The sequence below is a fragment of the Psychromonas sp. SP041 genome (assembly GCF_000470315.2).
Lineage (GTDB): Bacteria > Pseudomonadota > Gammaproteobacteria > Enterobacterales > Psychromonadaceae > Psychromonas.
Genome location: NZ_CBRF02000010.1, coordinates 1 through 18,836, shown reverse-complemented (window position 1 = coordinate 18,836; position 18,836 = coordinate 1). Strand labels below are relative to the sequence as shown.

Genomic DNA, 18,836 nt, shown 5'->3' with positions numbered 1-18,836 from the left:
CATTTCCTTTCTTAATAGCGTTAATGACAGTAATTTGGCATTTGTTAATATCTATCTGTAGTTAAGCTATATTCATGCCAATTTAGGCATGAAAAAGGTCATTTCGATCTAATTCAAAAGAGTTATTTGTATTGTTTTTTTATATTTTCATTTAAATCAGTTGCTTGAGGTGGGTTTTGTGATTTATATTTTTAATAAAGGTAAGGTTTTACGCTTTTTTTTATTTAACTGTTAGTTTAATTTGGGGCATTAAATCGAGATTCGCTAACTATCCTTTAAATACAATGAAACACAATGCTTCATTGTATTTAAAAGGAGCTCAAATTGTCGATTGAAAAACAAGCACTTAAAAGTAGTATTGAACTTAACCTGGGCGTTTATCAAGGCGAGCTGAAAATAACATTTTTGCATAAAAAATAATAAACAATACAAATGCACTACACCAAAAAAGCGCACTAATTGCATAAGCCATTAAAGGTAAATCAGGTAATAAGTAGGGTAAAAATCCGCGCGCTAACGCAGAGAGGGCTGTTGCAATAAAAGCTATATTCATCCATTTAGACGGATTTAAAGGTCTGCCAGTATGACCTAAAGATACACGACTTATCATCGCTAATATCACCCCTCCAATCCCGCCAATAGCAGATAAGTGAATCATACTGGTGCTGTCTAATCCAGGCAGTAATATGCCTAAAGGATAAAAAATCAACCCTAAGGCAAGTAGAAAGTAGCTTAAATGTAATGACCATAATAAAGGTACAGGAAGGGTTGTTAACGGCTTCCAACGTAACAGTCTTATTAAATGAGCGAGTCCGCATGATAATGTTAACGGTACAGAGAAAGCGGATAATGATGGAAACCAAATGATAATCGCGAGTAATAATAATGGCGCAAGGCATAAATATTCTAAGCCTAATATAACAACAGGTTTCTCAGTGTTAGTTCCTTTTGCTGTAAAGAAGGGAATAACGCGCCCACCCATTACTGCAATAATAAATAAGACTAAAAAGAACATACTCCAAATTGCTTGTTGCGATGTTATATATTGATAGGAATGTACTGCCAATAAGCTAATTGCATTCAATGTGCTCATGATAATAAGAAGAGGAACAAAAAATAAATTCTTCCATTGTTTTGCTGAAATAACTGATTTTGCTAAGGCAATGGTGGCCAGTGGCATCCAGCTTACTTCCAGTATAAAGGTGATCCAAAATAATGATGGGGGAAGGAAAAATAAAGCTAAGCGTGAAAGTAACCATATTGTAAATAGTATTGCTAATTTTTTGCCTTTTAAGCCCGGAGTACCTGTCCAGTTTTGTACTGCTGTTAATAAGAAGCCAAGTATGATTGCGCCAGTAAAGCCAAATAACATCTCATGAGCGTGCCAAAAACTAGGAGGGATTTGCGAAGGTAAAGTGGTTTTACCAGTCAATAATGCAACCCATATTAATGCACTAATGACGCTGAAAATTGTGCCCGCTAAGAAAAAAGGTCTAAAACCTAATCTAAATACAGGTATTAATTGTTGTTCTTTAGCATTGTCGCTTATGTGGATCATGTTATTCTCTACCTTACTGAACTGACTTATATCGCTTAGATTCAAATGATAAGTTAAACCCTATTATTTAACGAGGAACTTATGTCGAAAAACCTATCTGAAGTTCTCTTTTCTGAAAAATTTAATATGCAAGAAACCTCCACTCTCATTGCAAACAGCTGTTCTAAAAAGAATACAAAATTGCATAACTCAACAATGGATGGTGGAGAGCAAGCTGGTTGGTATAGATTACTCAAATTATTACAATGGGCTTGGCAAGGTTTAGATATTATTGACTGTTATGAAGTCTTGGCAAAAATAAGCGCTTCTACTAACAAGCGTAGTGACCCTGAATTATTAGATACAGTGATTGGATTTCGCTCTGGTAATTGGAGTTACGAATGGTCTAAAAAAGCCATGCAATATCAGAAGCAAGCGAATGAGTTTGCTAACGATGGCAATAAAGACAAAGCTAAAAAATATTATTACCTTGCATCACAATATTACAGTGTCGCGAGTTATCCGCATTTAAAAGGGGATGAGAATAGTATTCAAGCTCAGACGTTGGCTCATAGTAATTATCGAAAGTCATTCGATAATGATAAAAGTGTTTTATTAAAAGAAGTTGAAGTGCCGTTTGAAGGTAAAAGCATTCGTTGTTACTTACACTTGCCAAATGATGATGTTATTCATCCCGTTGTAATTGTTAGCTCAGGGCTTGATGCTCTGCAATGCGATGTTTTACCTTTGTTTGAAAAGCTGCTTAAACCTGCAGGTATTGCAATGTTAACGGTTGATATGCCAGGTGTTGGGTTTTCTAACCACTTAAAATTAGATCAAGATACCTCTCGTTTACATCAAGCCGTTTTAAAGTATATGGCAGAAGTGCCTTGGGTTGATCAATCTCGCGTTGCTTTGATGGGGATGCGTATGGGCGGCAATGCATTAACGCGTCTTGCTTACGTTGAGCCGAAACTCGTTAGAGCTGGAGTGAGTGTTGGTGCCGCTGTTGGTAGTATCTTTGATAGCCTTGACAATTTTAATAAGTTACCTGCGATGACCTTAGATTGTTTAGCTAGCCGAATGCAATTAAACCATTCAGATGTAAATCATTTATATCAGCTTTGCGTGCCATTTTCACTGATTAAACAAGGGTTACTTGGGCGAAAACGTATTCAAACACCACTATTAAGCATTGGTCATGCTGAAGACCTTATGTGCAATGAACAGGATTTAAAATTGATTGCCAGAGCAAGCTATGAAAGTGAATCGAAGATTATTAATAAGCCGCCTATTTTTGATTCTTACCTACAATCTTTAGAATACTCTGCTAAATGGTTGACAAAACATTTACAAGAGTAAATGATAGGTAAACTATTTACTATTCATAAAAACAATGAAAGGAATCTTCTGATATGCCTGAGATCTTAATAAAAGGGCCATCGCGTGGTCGTTTGTTTAAGTTATTTACTGATATGGGACCTTATTTCCGTAAATTACAGTCCGATGAAAATAAATTTTTTTTTGACTGTTTAGAAATCTGTGTCGATGTAGAAGAAGAGCCTGAAAATAGAGTCTTTTTTGGTTGGTGGATGATTGTAACGCGGGACGATAACAAATTTTCCTATGAACGGTTCAATGGAATGTATGATATTGAAGCTAACTGGATCGCTAAAAAAATAAATAAGAAGCAAATGAAACAGCTTGATGAGTCTTTTGATCTCTTTGTCACAAAATTAACGGATTTAATAGATGTAGAAGTAGGTTGCGAACTAAAACCTATTTAGACATTTAATTGATATTGTTTAGTACGATGAAAGTGAATATTTATTTTGACTCTTTCATTTCTGCAATAATGGTATACTAGAAACAGCAACTCACTTAGTTGCTGTTTTTTTTTGAGCTCAATAGCAGTTATTATTAATACATCTCTTGATAAATTGAGCCTTTTTTATTTTTTGAAACGAAGCATAAACGAATGAATGCGAATAAAAAAACAATTGTAGTTAAATTAGGAACTAGTGTTTTAACGAGTGGAACCACTAAGCTCGACCGAGCTCAAATGCTCGAAATTGTTAGACAGTGTGCAATGTTGCATAAACAAGGGCATCCCATTATTGTTGTTACCTCTGGTGCAATTGCTGCCGGTAAAGAACATCTCAATATGCCAGATATTGAACCTACCGTTGCTAATAAACAAATGCTAGCAGCTGTTGGTCAAGGGCAATTAATAAGAGAATGGGAAAATCTGTTTAAAATATACGGTTTGCATGTTGGTCAAATGTTATTAACACGTGCTGATTTAGGTGATAAAGGGCGTTTTCTTAATGCGCGTGACACACTTAATACATTGTTAAAGCACCGTATTATTCCATTAATAAATGAGAATGATGCCGTTGCTACCCGTGAAATCAAAGTGGGCGACAATGATAATTTATCAGCATTGGTTGCGTTATTAGCCGATGCAGACCAACTTATATTACTGACCGATCAGCAAGGTTTATTTACAGCTGATCCACGCAATAATCCTGATGCTAAATTAATTACAGAAGTCACTGAGATAACCGATGCGATTCATAACCTTGCTGGTGGAAGCGTTGGCGGTTTAGGCACTGGTGGCATGGCGACAAAAATAGAGTCTGCTACTGTCGCTAACCGAGCTGGTATTGAAGTGGTGATCGCTTCTGGGCAGCGTAAAGATGTTATCATTGATGCGGCAAATGGCATGTCGGTTGGCACACGATTTGTGTCTGAAAATAACCGTTTAGAAGCTAGAAAAAATTGGATATTTGCAGGATCTCGTTCTGCAGGTGTTTTAGTGGTTGATCAAGGTGCAGAGAAAGCCATTCTTAATGATGGTAGTAGTTTACTCGCTAAAGGTATTCTATCTATTAAATCTCACTTTTTACGTGGTTATGTTGTTTCAGTTAATAATCAAAAAGGTAAAGAGATCGCACGTGGTATCGTTCGTTATAAAAGCGAAGATATCGAAAAAATAAAAGGTCAGCACTCAGATAAAATTGAAGAAATATTAGGTTATGAACATGGCACAGTGGTAATACACCGAGATGACCTAGTTATTTTATAATTAAGATCCTATCTACTGTAGGATCTGTTCAAAGGAGTAGAAATGAATTTACAACAAATAGGTCAACAAGCGAAAGATGCAAGTTACGAGTTGGCAATCACTGATACGACTACGAAGAATGCCGCTCTTGAGGCAATTGCAATTGAACTAGAAGCTAATGTTGCGGAAATAGTTGAAGCAAATAATAAAGATATTGAAGCAGGTAAAGCAGCAGGTTTAACTGATGCGTTATTAGATCGCCTGTTATTAAACGAAGAACGTTTAGCGGGTGTGATCGCTGATCTACGCAGCGTAATAGGACTTTCAGATCCTGTTGGCGAAGAGTTCGATGGCAAAGTATTAGAAAATGGCTTAAAACTCTGTAAACGCCGTGTACCGGTAGGTGTATTGGGTGTTATTTATGAAGCTCGCCCGAATGTAACCATCGACATTGCGGCATTAAGCTTAAAAACAGGTAACGCAAGTATCTTACGTGGCGGTAAAGAAACCATTAATTCTAACCTTGTGTTGGTTAAATTGATTCAAGCGGCATTAAAAAAAGTAGGCTTGCCAACTACGTCAGTACAGTACATTGAAAATACAGACCGAGCATTAGTCGGTGAGTTATTAAAACTAGATAAATATGTGGATATGATTATTCCTCGTGGTAACTCTGGCTTGCAAAAATTCTGTAAAGAAAATAGTACTATTCCAGTGATTATTGGTGGTATTGGTATTTGTCATTTATTTGCTGAAAAAACCGTAAATGTTGAAAAAGCATTAGCGATTATTGAAAATGCAAAAGTACAACGTCCAAGTGTTTGTAATGCTTTAGATACATTGTTAGTTGATGCTGACATTGCTGAAACATTTTTACCTAAACTAGCAGCACACTTATTACCATTAGGTGTCACGTTAGTCGCGGAAGAAAAAGCAAAAGCAATATTAGGTGATGACGCACAACTTGCACAAGAAGGTGACTTTTCTCGTGAATGGTTATCTCTAAATCTAGGGGTAAAAGTCGTTGCTGATTTAAGTGAAGCATTAGCGCATATACGTGAACATAGTTCAGAGCATTCTGACGGTATTTTGACTAATGACTTTACAGTGGCTAACAAGTTTATCAATGCAGTTAACTCTGCTGCAGTTTATGTCAATACAAGTACGCGTTTTACTGATGGTAGCCAATTTGGTTTAGGTGCTGAAGTAGCGGTATCAACTCAAAAGTTACATGCACGCGGCCCAATGGGATTACCTGAGCTAACTACTTATAAATGGATTGGTATCGGCGATAATTTAATTCGTTCTTAAGCTAACTACTTACCAATTGTTTTAGTTAACTAGCTTAACAAGCTAAAATACTAAAAAGGGCTTGATACAGTGTGTATCAAGCCCTTTTTTATACTTATTGATTTAAGGTCTGTCATTCATCGTTCGCATATTAGAGGATGATTAACCTTGTTATTCTTAGCGTTTATTCAATAACTTGCGCATTAAATTGACCTTTATCCAATGTTACTTGAATCGTTTCGCCCACTTTAAGTGTTGCCGGGTCAGTGCTGACTTTACCATTTTCATCTTTAACAATCGCGTAACCACGAGCCAGTGTTGCTAATGGACTAAAGGCATTAAGCTGTTGTATTTGATGATGTAGATTTTGCTCTGAATGAGTTAACTTCGCCGTCATCGCTTGTGTTAATTGTCGACTTAATTGCTGTTGTTTTTGTAATTCAATATTAATGTGATGACCTGGACTGGCTTGCAGCAATCGATTCTTCAGTTGTGTGGTTAAGTTATTCTGAACCTGCATTTTTTGCTGCATGGCATATTGTAAGCGCAAACTTAACTCATCTAGGTGTTGAACTTGTTGTTGTAACTTATGTTTTGGATCGTGTTGTAATAAGGTTTGCTTTAATACACTTTGCTGGTGGGTTTTATGTTGCATGGTATTAAGCATAGATTGTTTAAGACGATTAACTAACGTTGTTAACTGAGCAGAAACAAAGGTTTTGTGTTGGCTAACGAGTTCAGCAGCCGCAGAAGGGGTTGCTGCTCGTACGTCGGCAACAAAGTCACTAATAGTCACATCTATCTCATGCCCTACGGCACTGATCACTGGTAATTGACTATCATGGATAGCATAAGCCACTTCAGGTTCATTAAAACACCATAAATCTTCTAAAGAGCCGCCGCCACGCCCTACAATTAACACATCACATTCATGGCGAGCATTTGCTAATGCTATTTGTGATGCAACTGATAATGCACTGCCTTGCCCCTGAACTTGGCTTGGGTAGATAATAACTTGTAAACGCGGATCTCGACGCTGTAATACGCTCAATATGTCATGTAAAGCCGCACCCGTTGAAGAGGTAATGATACCGACACGTTTGATTATTTCAGGCAATGGTTTTTTTAAAGATTCAGAAAACAAACCTTGTGCTGCTAATTGGCATTTTAACTCTTCGAATTGCTGCTTTAATAAACCATCACCCTCTGGCGCCATTGTTTCGACAATCAGTTGATAATCACCACGTGCTTCATACAAACTGAGTTTTGCACGCACTAATACTTGTTGGCCGTGTTTAGGTGTAAACCCTGCTCGGCTATTATTGCCTCGAAACATAGCACATTTTATTTGAGCACTATGATCCTTGAGTGTGAAGTACCAATGCCCTGAAACCGCGATAGTCAGATTTGAAATCTCACCGGATAACCAAATAACACCTAATCCAGTTTCAAGTAAGGATTTTGCAGCGCGGTTAAGTGAACTTACACTGTATATATTTTTGTTTTGAGTCGCCATAACAGAGTTTTTTACCAAATAAATCAGGGCCTAAATATTAACACAGTAAAAACTCAGTATAAAAACATAAATAGTATTGTACTTATTGCTGATTACGATTAAAATCCCACCGCAATATCATACCCAAGCTATTTTGGGTATATCTAAAAATGCTCCCAACTATAAGTGAGATATTGCAATGCTAAGAATCGCAAAAGATGCGTTAACATTTGACGATGTATTATTAGTGCCAGCCCATTCGACTGTACTACCAAACACTGCCGATCTAAGAACCCAATTAACAGAAAATATCTCGTTAAATATCCCTGTTGTTTCCGCTGCAATGGATACGGTAACAGAGGCGCGTTTTGCTATTGCTTTGGCCCAAGAAGGCGGCATTGGTTTTATTCATAAAAACATGTCTATCGAAATACAAGCTGAACAAGTTCGTCTAGTAAAAATCCATGAAAGCGGTGTTGTTGCTACGCCTGTAACTGTTTCACCATCTACTACCTTAGGTGAAATCAAAGAACTCACTGAGCAACATGGCTTTGCAGGTTATCCTGTTGTTGAAGCATCAGGCGAATTAGTGGGTATCATTACGGGACGTGATGTTTTATTTGAAACTGATATGTCACGACCTGCTTCTGCGGTAATGACACCAAAAGCTGAGTTAGTGACTGCTAAATCAAATACACCGCGTGATGAAATTGAAGCGTTAATGCACAAGCACCGCATCGAAAAAGTATTATTAACTGATGATAACTTTAAATTGAAAGGTATGATCACAGTTAAAGATTTCCGTAAAGCAGAACAAAAACCAAATGCATGTAAAGACGAGTTAGGTCGTTTACGTGTAGGTGCGGCTGTTGGCGCTGGGGCAGGTAATGAAGAACGTGTTGATGCATTAGTAGAAGCGGGTGTTGATGTATTATTAATTGATTCATCACACGGTCACTCTCAAGGTGTATTAGATCGCATTAAAGCAACACGCGCTGCTTACCCTAACTTAGAAATTATTGGTGGTAACGTTGCCACTGGCGATGGTGCAAAAGCATTAGTGGCTGCGGGTTGTAGTGCAGTTAAAGTCGGCATCGGCCCTGGTTCAATCTGTACAACTCGTATTGTTACGGGTGTAGGTGTACCACAGATTACGGCTATTTCTGATGCGGTTGATGCATTAGAAGGTACTGGTATCCCAGTGATTGCCGATGGCGGTATCCGTTTTTCTGGTGATATTGCAAAAGCATTAGCAGCGGGTGCATCATGTGTCATGATGGGTAGTATGTTTGCTGGTACGGAAGAGTCTCCTGGTGAAATTATTTTATTCCAAGGACGTTCGTACAAATCATACCGTGGTATGGGGTCTTTAGGCGCGATGTCTCAAGGATCATCTGATCGTTACTTCCAATCTGATAATGCAGCAGACAAATTAGTACCTGAAGGTATTGAAGGTCGTGTTGCTTATAAAGGTAAAGTAAAAGAAATTATCCATCAGCAAATGGGTGGCGTGCGTTCATCTATGGGCCTAACGGGTTGTGCAACGATTAAAGAAATGAATACAAAAGCAATGTTTGTGAAAATCACAAGCGCAGGTATGGGTGAAAGCCATGTACATGATGTTGCTATTACTAAAGAAGCACCTAACTACCGTAGTGGTGGCTAAGTAGATAATGAGTTTAATGTGCAAATGGAAATGTAACTATCTATTGAGAATAAAAAGTTTTATTGATAAATCTTTTTGTAAATAAGCACTTAGCTCAGCTTCCTTAAGTTATAAATAAAAGACGATATATATCGTCTTTTATTATTTTTAGAAACTGAATAAAGAAAATTAAAGGACAATATAATGAGTAAGAACATTCATGAACAGCGTATTCTAATATTAGATTTTGGTTCTCAATACACACAATTAATTGCGCGTCGTATCCGTGAAATTGGTGTTTATTGTGAACTTTGGAGCTGGGATGTTAATGAAGAGGACATCAAAGAGTTTAATCCTAACGGTATTATTCTTGCTGGTGGCCCTGAAAGCGTTATAGCAGAAGGATCTCCACGCGCATCTGAATACGTATTTACAGCTGGCGTGCCAGTGTTGGGTATCTGTTACGGTATGCAAACTATGTCTCACCAATTAGGTGGAGCAGTCATCAAAGGTGAAGGCGAAGGCGAGTTTGGTTATGCTAAAGTTGAAGTGCAAGCTGAATCTGCATTCCTTAAAGGCATCCAAGACGCATTATCTGCAGACGGAAAACCATTATTAGATGTATGGATGAGTCATGGCGATAAAGTGTCGGCTATTCCTGCTGATTTCACTACCGTTGCTAACACGGCTACGTGTCAATTTGCTGTTATCGCTAATGAAGAAAAACGTTTTTATGGTGTTCAATTCCACCCAGAAGTAACACATACCGCGCAAGGCGAAGGTATGTTACGCAACTTCGTTGTCGATATTTGTGGTTGTGAAACATTATGGACACCTGCATCAATTATTGACGATGCCGTTGCTCGAATGAAAGAGCAAGTAGGTGATGATGAAGTTATCCTTGGTTTATCTGGTGGTGTAGATTCATCTGTTGTGGCGATGTTATTGCAACGTGCTATTGGTGATAAGTTAACGTGTGTATTTGTTGATAACGGTTTATTACGTTTGAACGAAGGCGCACAAGTAATGGAAATGTTCGGTGATAAATTTGGATTAAACATTATCCATGTTAATGCTGAGCACCGTTTCCTTGATCAAATGGCTGGTGAAAATGATCCAGAAGCTAAGCGTAAAATAATTGGTCGTGTTTTTGTTGAGATCTTCGATGAAGAATCTAAAAAACTAGCTAATGCAAAATGGTTAGCACAGGGGACTATTTACCCCGATGTTATCGAATCTGCGGCTTCTAAAAATGGTAAAGCACATGTGATTAAATCTCACCATAACGTAGGTGGTTTACCTGATGATATGGAAATGGGATTAGTTGAACCTTTACGTGAGCTCTTTAAAGATGAAGTGCGTAAAATTGGTTTAGAACTTGGTTTGCCATATAACATGTTATACCGTCACCCGTTCCCTGGGCCTGGTTTAGGTGTTCGTGTGTTAGGTGAAGTGAAGAAAGAGTACTGTGACTTATTACGTCGTGCAGATGCTATCTTCATTGAAGAGCTACACAAAGCTGATTTATACCATAAAGTAAGCCAAGCATTTGTTGTGTTCTTACCGGTACGCTCTGTGGGTGTAATGGGTGATTGCCGTAAATATGATTGGGTTGTTTCACTTCGTTGTGTTGAAACTATCGACTTTATGACGGCACGTTGGTCTCACTTACCGTATGAGTTAATCGGTCACGTTTCTAACCGTATTATCAACGAAATTGATGGTATCTCACGAGTTGTGTACGATGTGTCGGGTAAACCACCTGCTACTATTGAATGGGAATAATCATCAATAGATAATGACTGTTTAAATTAAAGCAGTGGTTTAATATAAAAAGGTGGCTTATTTGCCGCCTTTTTTTGTTTTTAACTTCTTAAGTTTTGATAAGGAAAAATAATGATCGATACATTTGGTTTGCTGAGTAATGCTACTTTTATTAAAAGTTCTTTTTATAATCAACGACCAAATCAGTCTGAAATTAGTTTACTGGTGATCCATTGTATTAGTTTGCCAGAAGGGCAGTTTGCAACAGAGCATATTAAAAACTTATTCACTGGGTGTCTAGATTGCTCCGCTGACCCTAGTTTTGCCGACTTACAAGGTTTAGAAGTGTCTGCTCACTGTGTGATTCGTCGAAACGGTGCAATAGAGCAGTATGTTCCCTTTGAGCAACGTGCATGGCATGCAGGCGTGTCTTCTTTTCAAGGTATAGAAGGATGTAATGATTTCTCTATCGGTATTGAAATGGAAGGGACTGATTGTAGTGCTTATACTGAATATCAATATCAAGCCTTAGCTGAAACGACTAAGTATATTCAAACTCGTTACCCTTTAATTACACGTGAACGTATTGTCGGGCACAGTGATATCGCGCCTGGTCGTAAAACTGACCCTGGTAGTGGCTTTGATTGGGATTACTATTTTAAGCTATTAACTGATTAGTTTGTTTTGATTGTTTTTTAAAAAATGAATCTTTTATTTAATTAAAAGCAAAAATTGGTTATTAAGTCATACATATTAAATGGATGAAATAGTGGGTTTTTAATTGCCCCTATGAAACTCAATATTAAAACCGCTCATATTGGTGATTAACGCAATGACCATCAACTTTATGAGGTTATTTAAAATGATAAAAATCTAGACATAAATCGCTAATTTTGTTAATTTCTATGGCTAAATATTAAATTGGTAATACCATTTTACATTTACTGTTATTTGTTCGCTGCAATAATGTATCAAGTTTAACTAAATTAAGGCTGTTATGACTTACGCAAAAATTAAACAACCTAAACTTGCTGATGTGATCGAATCACAACTTGAGAGCATGATTTTAGAAGGTAGTTTAGAGCTTGGCGAAAAGTTATTACCAGAGCGAGAGTTAGCTAAACAATTTGATGTTTCACGTCCTTCATTACGTGAAGCCATTCAACGTTTAGAGTCAAAAGGTCTACTAACACGTCGCCAAGGCGGTGGAACGTACGTTAAAGAAGAATTGCGTGAGCAATTGACCGATCCTTTATTTGAATTATTAAATTCACACCCTGAATCTAAATATGACCTATTAGAATTTCGTCATGCTATTGAAGGATTCTCTGCTTATTACGCTGCTTTACGTGGTACTTCTGAAGATTTTAAAAAAATAAAAACAAGTTTCGGTGCTATTGATATGGCAAACACAACTGGTAATATTGAACTTGAAATAGCATCTGTTGCGGAGTTTTATTTAGCCGTCATCGAAGCATCGCATAATGTGGTCTTTTTGCATTTAGCACGCGGCATTAAACCTCTGTTACAAAAGAATATTTCAGACAACGTTAAACAGTTGTATTTGTATCCAGAAGTCGCGAAAAAAATACATGAACATCGTTTACAGTTGGTGGATGCTATTTTATCTAAGCAACCAATGAAAGCGAAAGAAGCGTCGGATAAGCATCTTAATTATATTGAAGAAACGCGCTTGGTTATGTTGCGCGAAGAAAGTGCCTTTAAACGTGAGTTAGGCGGTTTTTAAAAGTAACCTCCGTTTTATAGTGTGGCGGACACAATCAACAATGTGGAACATACTTATAGACATAACTATTTAGATTACTTATTGCCGAAATGGCATGCAAACGTGCTGTAAAGCAGGTAGTGGTTAATGTAAATAATTATAACAAAACGCTTAGCTTTCGAGCTGAGATTATCTAGTGATATAGAAGGAAAGTGTCATGACTGACATCTTAAAAGATATTGATGCACAAGAAACTTCTGAATGGCTTGAAGCATTAGCAACCATTCTTGAAGATGAGGGCTCTGAACGTGCTCAATTTGTCCTTGAACAAGTGATTGAAAAAGCACGCGTTGAAGGTGTTAACTTGCCGACTGGCATTAACACTAACTACGTGAATACTATTCCTACAAGTGAGCAACCTGCTTATCCTGGCGATCTGAAAATAGAACAACGTATTCGTTCAATTATTCGTTGGAATGCGATCATGATCGTTATGCGCGCTTCTAAGAAAGATTTAGACTTGGGTGGCCACATGGCTTCTTATCAGTCTGCCGCTGCATTTTACGAAGTATGTTTTAACCACTTCTTCCGTGCACCAAATGAAACAGATGGCGGTGATTTAGTTTATTACCAAGGCCACATTTCTCCTGGTATTTATGCTCGTGCATTTCTTGAAGGTCGTTTAACTGCTGAGCAGTTAGATAACTTCCGCCAAGAAGTAGACGGTAAAGGTTTACCATCTTACCCGCATCCAAAACTACTTCCTGAATTTTGGCAGTTCCCTACGGTATCGATGGGTCTTGGTCCAATCGCTGCTATTTACCAAGCACGTTTCTTAAAATACCTTGACGGTCGTGGTTTAAAACCAACATCTGCGCAACGTGTTTACGCGTTCTTAGGTGATGGTGAAATGGATGAGCCAGAATCTCGTGGTTCATTATCATTCGCTTCACGTGAAAAACTAGATAACTTATGTTTCTTGGTTAACTGTAACTTACAACGTCTAGATGGACCTGTAATGGGTAACGGTAGCATCATTCAAGAACTAGAAGGCCTATTTACAGGTGCTGGTTGGAATGTTGTTAAAGTTATCTGGGGTGGCAACTGGGATTCACTAATCGCTAAAGATACGTCTGGTAAATTATTACAATTAATGGAAGAAACTGTTGATGGTGATTACCAAACATTCAAATCTAAAGACGGTGCTTACGTTCGTGAACATTTCTTCGGTAAATACCCTGAAACAGCTGCACTAGTTGCAGACATGACAGATGAACAAATCTTCGCACTTAAGCGTGGTGGTCATGATTCATCTAAACTGTACGCTGCATTTAAAAACGCAGAAGATACAGCGGGTAAACCTACTGTCATCTTAGCTAAAACTGTTAAAGGTTACGGTATGGGCGCAGCGGCTGAGGGTAAAAATATTGCTCACGGCGTGAAGAAAATGACTGAAGAGCATATCGAAACCTTACGTGATCGTTTAGGTCTACAAGATTTATTAAGTGATGAGCAAGCGGCAACACTACCTTACTTAACACTTGAAGAAGGTTCTGAAGAATACAACTACTTACACGGTAAACGTGAAGCGTTATTAGGTTACACACCTAAGCGTCTACCTAAGTTTACTGAAAAACTAGCCGTGCCTGAATTAGATAAATTCTCAGCACTATTAGGTGAGCAGAAACGTGAAATTTCAACAACTATGGCTTACGTACGTATCCTAAATGTATTGTTGAAAGATAAAGGTATTGGTAAAAACATCGTGCCGATCATTGCCGATGAAGCGCGTACATTTGGTATGGAAGGTCTATTCCGTCAAGTGGGTATCTATAACCCACACGGTCAAGAATACACACCTGAAGACCGCGGCGTGGTTTCTTACTACAAAGAAGCAACATCGGGTCAAGTACTGCAAGAAGGTATTAATGAACTAGGTTCAATGTCTTCTTGGGTTGCTGCTGCAACATCTTACAGTACGAATGACTTACCAATGATTCCATTCTACATCTACTACTCTATGTTTGGTTTCCAACGTATTGGTGATATGGCATGGATGGCAGGCGACCAACAAGCACGTGGTTTCCTATTAGGCGCTACGGCTGGTCGTACTACGCTAAATGGTGAAGGTCTACAGCATGAAGATGGCCACAGTCATATTCAAGCAAATACTATCCCTAACTGTATTTCTTACGACCCTACATTTGCTTATGAGCTAGCAGTTATCGTTCAACATGGTATTGAGCGCATGTACGGCGAGAAACAAGAAAATGTGTTCTATTACTTAACAGTAATGAATGAAAACTACGCAATGCCAGCAATGCCAGAAGGCGTTGAAGAAGGTATTCGTAAAGGTATTTACAAGTTTGCTTCACTACCAGGTAAGAGCAAAGTACAACTATTAAGTTCAGGTACTATTATGAACGAAGTACGTGCTGCTGCGACGATACTAAGTGAAGAATATGGCGTTGCTTCTGACATCTTCTCTGTTACTTCATTCAATGAATTAACACGCGATGGTCAAGACGTTGAACGTTACAACATGTTAAACCCTGAAGCAGAGCAAAAAACACCATACATTACGTCTGTATTAGGTGATGAGCCAACAATTGCTGCAACGGATTACATGAAAAACTATGCTGAGCAAGTACGTGCGTTTATTCCTGCTGATTCATACAAAGTACTTGGTACTGATGGTTTCGGCCGTAGTGATAGCCGTGAAAACTTACGTCGTCACTTCGAAGTTAATGCGGGTTACGTTGTTGTAGCTGCGCTAACTGAGTTAGCAAAACGTGGTGATGTTGAACGTAAAGTCGTTACTGAAGCGATTGCTAAGTTTGATATCGATGTAAACAAAATCAACCCATTATTTGCATAAATCAGTCTCGGTGTTAGTAAAAGCTAACACCGACTTTTATTGATTAGGAAAATTATTATGTCTGAATTAAAAGAATTTTTACTACCTGATATTGGTGCTGATGCGGCTGATATTACTGATATCTTAGTTGCAGTCGGCGATACTATCGCTGAAGACCAAGATGTATTAACGATTGAAGGCGATAAAGCGTCAATGGACGTACCTTCATCAGTTGCTGGTGTTGTTAAAGAAATCAAAGTAAATGTTGGTGACAGCGTTTCTGAAGGTAACTTAGTATTAATCGTTGAAGTAGCTGGTTCAGCTGCCGCTCCTGCAGAAGCTCCTGCTGCTGAAACACCAGCTGCACCAGTTGAAGCTGCTGCGCCCGTTGCACAAGCAGCGACTGCAGTTAAAGAACTATGCGTTCCAGATATCGGTGGTGATGAAGTTGAAGTGACTGACATTCTAGTTGCTGTTGGCGATACGATCACTGAAGACCAAGATATCATCACTGTTGAAGGCGATAAAGCATCAATGGACGTACCTGCTCCATTCGGTGGTGTTGTTAAAGAAATTAAAATCGCGACTGGCGATAAAGTGTCTGAAGGCACATTAATTTTATTGATTGAAGCTCAAGGCGCTGCGGCACCTGTAGCGGCAGCTGCTCCAACAGCAGAAGCACCTAAAGCAGCACCTGCAGCGGCTCCAGCTCCTGCAAAAGCAGCTAAAGCTGAAGTTGTTGTAAACAAAGACGTTAAAGCTTCTCCATCAGTTCGTCGTATCGCACGTGAATTCGATTTAGACTTAAATGTAATTGCTTCTACTGGTCCTAAAGGACGCACAACAAAAGATGACGTACAAAAATACGTTAAAGCACAATTACAAGCGGCTAAATCTGGCGGCGGCGGTGGTCTAGCTGTTGCAGCTTCACCTAAAGTAGATTTTGCTAAATTTGGTGAAGTGGAAGTGAAAGAACTTTCTCGCATCCAAAAAATCTCTGGTCCTGCTCTACACCGTAACTGGGTAACTATCCCACACGTTACACAATTCGATGAAGCTGATATCACTGAATTAGAAGAGTTCCGTAAAGAACAAAATGCAATTGCGCTTAAACAAGATCTGGGTGTTAAAATTAGCCCATTAGTGTTTATGATGAAAGCAGTAGCTAAAGCATTACAACAATACCCTAACTTTAATTCATCTCTATCTGAAGATGGTCAAAGCTTGATTCTTAAGAAATACTTCAATATTGGTATCGCAGTAGACACACCAAATGGTCTAGTTGTACCAGTCGTTAAAGATGTACTAAACAAAGGTATTTTTGATATCTGTCGTGACATCGCTGAAATTTCTAAGAAAGCACGTGCTGGTAAATTAACATCTAAAGATATGCAAGGTGGTAGTATGACTATCTCTAGCCTTGGTGGTATCGGTGGTACTCAATTTACACCAATCGTGAACGCGCCAGAAGTTGCTATTTTAGGTGTGTCTAAATCAGCAATTAAACCACAATGGAATGGTAAAGAATTTGAACCTCGTATGATGGTTCCTCTTGCTCTTTCATATGACCATCGTGTAATTGATGGTGCTGACGGTGCACGCTTTATTACTGCCGTTAATAAGCACTTATCTGATTTACGTACGTTAATCCTATAATCTTTGTTAAGCAGGTCGGCAGTTATGTCGACCATTTATTTACATTCTATTAACATTTGAATAGACTACAAATCCTATTCGAGTGTTCTTATTTATAGAGGTCGTCATGAGTAAAGAAATTAAAACGCAGGTTGTTGTATTAGGTTCTGGCCCTGCAGGGTATTCTGCAGCATTTCGTGCAGCAGATTTAGGATTAGAAACTGTTCTAATCGAAAAATACAGCACATTAGGCGGTGTTTGTTTAAACGTAGGTTGTATCCCATCAAAAGCACTTCTACATGTTTCTAAAGTAATTGAAGAAGCAAAAGCGCTTTCTGAGCACGGTGTATTATTTGGTGAGCCTTCTACAGATATCGATAAAATCCGTATCTGGAAAGAAAAAGTAGTTTCACAGTTAACCGGTGGCCTACAAGGCATGGCTAAAATGCGTAAAGTAACATCTGTTACTGGCATGGGTCGTTTCACTGGTCCAAATACGATTGAAGCAACAGATCTTGATGGTGAAGTAACGACTATTACGTTTGACAACGCAGTTATCGCGGCAGGCTCACGTCCTATCAAATTACCATTCATTCCACATGATGACCCACGTGTTTGGGATTCAACAGATGCTCTAGAGCTTAAATCTGTTCCAAAACGTTTACTTGTATTAGGTGGTGGTATCATCGGTCTAGAAATGGGTACAGTGTATAAATCTCTAGGTTCAGATGTTGATGTTGTTGAGTTTGCTGACCAATTAGTACCTGCTGCCGATAAAGATATCGTGCAAGTTTATACTAAGAAAGTAAAAAATAAATTCAATATCATGCTTGAAACTAAAGTGACTGGCGTTGAAGCTAAAGAAGATGCGTTATACGTTTCTTTTGAAGGTAAAAATGCACCTGCAGAAGCAAAAGCTTACGATGCAGTCTTAGTGGCAGTTGGTCGTGTACCAAACGGTCTATCGCTAGATGCTGAAAAAGCAGGTATTACGGTAACTGAACGTGGTTTTATCGAAGTTGATAAGCAAATGCATACTAACGTACCGCATATCCATGCTGTAGGTGATATCGTTGGTCAACCAATGCTTGCACATAAAGGCGTGCACGAAGCGCATGTTGCTGCTGAAGTTATTGCTGGTAAAAAGCATTACTTTGATCCTAAAACAATTCCTTCAATCGCTTACACTGAGCCAGAAATGGCTTGGGTTGGTGTGACAGAGAAAGAAGCGAAAGAGCAAGGTCTTAACTACGAAAAATCAGTATTCCCTTGGGCTGCTTCTGGTCGCGCAATTGCATCTGATTGTTCAGATGGTATGACTAAGCTTATCTTTGATAAAGATACGCATCGTATTCTTGGTGGTTCTGTTGTTGGTACTAATGCTGGTGAATTACTAGGTGAAATCGGCCTAGCAATTGAAATGGGTTGTGATGCTGAAGATATTGCATTAACAATTCATGCACATCCAACATTACATGAATCAGTTGGCTTAGCGGCTGAGATTTATGAAGGTTCAATTACTGATTTACCAAATGCAAAAGCGGTAAAACGTAAATAGTTTAACAAGCTAATTGTTAATACTAAGGCAGCTCATTGAGCCAATGCCGTTCGGTTAAGAGATTTTAGGCTTATATCTTAACGGATATCTAGATGGAATATAGAGCACTGAACGTGAAAACGTTCGGTGTTTTCTTTTTTTGGGTAAAATAAAATGCTTAACATCTTCTCGCATAAGTTGAAGTTTTTTCGGAATAGTCCCATTACCTGATAGTGCATAGGCTCTTATTTGTGTATCTATAATACAAATGGCAGCAGTGAAA

The 18,836-nt window shown here is 38.5% G+C and carries 13 protein-coding genes and 1 pseudogene; 11 read left to right on the top strand and 3 right to left on the bottom strand.

The genetic code is table 11. From position 1 onward, the window contains the following. Positions 1–364 precede the first annotated feature (364 nt). Positions 365–1,558, bottom strand: a complete 1,194-nt coding sequence (locus SP041_RS07200; RefSeq protein WP_137297500.1) for an NnrS family protein — start codon at positions 1,556–1,558, stop codon at positions 365–367. Positions 1,559–1,639: 81 nt separating this feature from the next. Here SP041_RS07200 and frsA point away from each other — a divergent pair, with 81 nt between their 5' ends. The 4 genes from frsA (at position 1,640) to SP041_RS07180 (ending at position 5,915) form a co-directional block, all read left to right on the top strand. Beyond that, positions 1,640–2,899, top strand: a complete 1,260-nt coding sequence (frsA, locus tag SP041_RS07195; RefSeq protein WP_137297499.1) for an esterase FrsA — start codon at positions 1,640–1,642, stop codon at positions 2,897–2,899. 53 nt (positions 2,900–2,952) lie between these two features. Continuing rightward, positions 2,953–3,324, top strand: a complete 372-nt coding sequence (crl, locus tag SP041_RS07190) for a sigma factor-binding protein Crl (protein WP_137297498.1) — start codon at positions 2,953–2,955, stop codon at positions 3,322–3,324. 191 nt (positions 3,325–3,515) lie between these two features. Next, positions 3,516–4,625, top strand: coding sequence for a glutamate 5-kinase (proB, locus tag SP041_RS07185; RefSeq protein WP_137297497.1), 1,110 nt, complete (start codon positions 3,516–3,518; stop codon positions 4,623–4,625). 42 nt (positions 4,626–4,667) lie between these two features. Further along, positions 4,668–5,915 carry a glutamate-5-semialdehyde dehydrogenase gene (locus SP041_RS07180; RefSeq protein ID WP_137297496.1) on the top strand — a complete coding sequence of 416 codons (1,248 nt, stop codon included), beginning with the start codon at positions 4,668–4,670 and terminating at the stop codon, positions 5,913–5,915. 163 nt (positions 5,916–6,078) lie between these two features. On the opposite strand, the gene xseA is transcribed toward SP041_RS07180, so the two are convergent. Further along, entirely contained in the window at positions 6,079–7,410 is a 1,332-nt protein-coding gene (xseA, locus tag SP041_RS07175; RefSeq protein ID WP_137297495.1) for an exodeoxyribonuclease VII large subunit, read from the bottom strand. A gap of 178 nt (positions 7,411–7,588) precedes the next feature. Here xseA and guaB point away from each other — a divergent pair, with 178 nt between their 5' ends. From guaB to lpdA, 7 genes are all read left to right on the top strand, one after another. Then, the gene (gene guaB / locus SP041_RS07170) at positions 7,589–9,055 is read left to right on the top strand and encodes an IMP dehydrogenase (protein WP_137297494.1); all 1,467 of its coding nucleotides are present in this window, start codon (positions 7,589–7,591) and stop codon (positions 9,053–9,055) included. 183 nt (positions 9,056–9,238) lie between these two features. Continuing rightward, positions 9,239–10,819 (top strand): glutamine-hydrolyzing GMP synthase, encoded by a 1,581-nt coding sequence (gene guaA, locus SP041_RS07165; RefSeq protein WP_137297493.1) that lies wholly within the window; start codon positions 9,239–9,241, stop codon positions 10,817–10,819. A 111-nt stretch (positions 10,820–10,930) separates the two neighbouring features. Next, positions 10,931–11,476 carry a 1,6-anhydro-N-acetylmuramyl-L-alanine amidase AmpD gene (gene ampD / locus SP041_RS07160; RefSeq protein WP_137297492.1) on the top strand — a complete coding sequence of 182 codons (546 nt, stop codon included), beginning with the start codon at positions 10,931–10,933 and terminating at the stop codon, positions 11,474–11,476. A gap of 319 nt (positions 11,477–11,795) precedes the next feature. Next, positions 11,796–12,545, top strand: coding sequence for a pyruvate dehydrogenase complex transcriptional repressor PdhR (gene pdhR, locus SP041_RS07155; RefSeq protein WP_137297491.1), 750 nt, complete (start codon positions 11,796–11,798; stop codon positions 12,543–12,545). Between the two features lie 196 nt (positions 12,546–12,741). Continuing rightward, the gene (aceE, locus tag SP041_RS07150; RefSeq protein WP_137297490.1) at positions 12,742–15,402 is read left to right on the top strand and encodes a pyruvate dehydrogenase (acetyl-transferring), homodimeric type; all 2,661 of its coding nucleotides are present in this window, start codon (positions 12,742–12,744) and stop codon (positions 15,400–15,402) included. 57 nt (positions 15,403–15,459) lie between these two features. Continuing rightward, positions 15,460–17,037: a dihydrolipoyllysine-residue acetyltransferase gene (gene aceF, locus SP041_RS07145; protein ID WP_137297489.1), complete on the top strand. Its 1,578-nt coding sequence runs from the start codon at positions 15,460–15,462 to the stop codon at positions 17,035–17,037. A gap of 106 nt (positions 17,038–17,143) precedes the next feature. Continuing rightward, positions 17,144–18,574 (top strand): dihydrolipoyl dehydrogenase, encoded by a 1,431-nt coding sequence (lpdA, locus tag SP041_RS07140; protein WP_137297488.1) that lies wholly within the window; start codon positions 17,144–17,146, stop codon positions 18,572–18,574. Between the two features lie 54 nt (positions 18,575–18,628). On the opposite strand, the pseudogene SP041_RS21035 reads toward lpdA, so the two are convergent. Continuing rightward, positions 18,629–18,836: pseudogene (locus tag SP041_RS21035) on the bottom strand (IS4 family transposase); the annotation flags it as partial.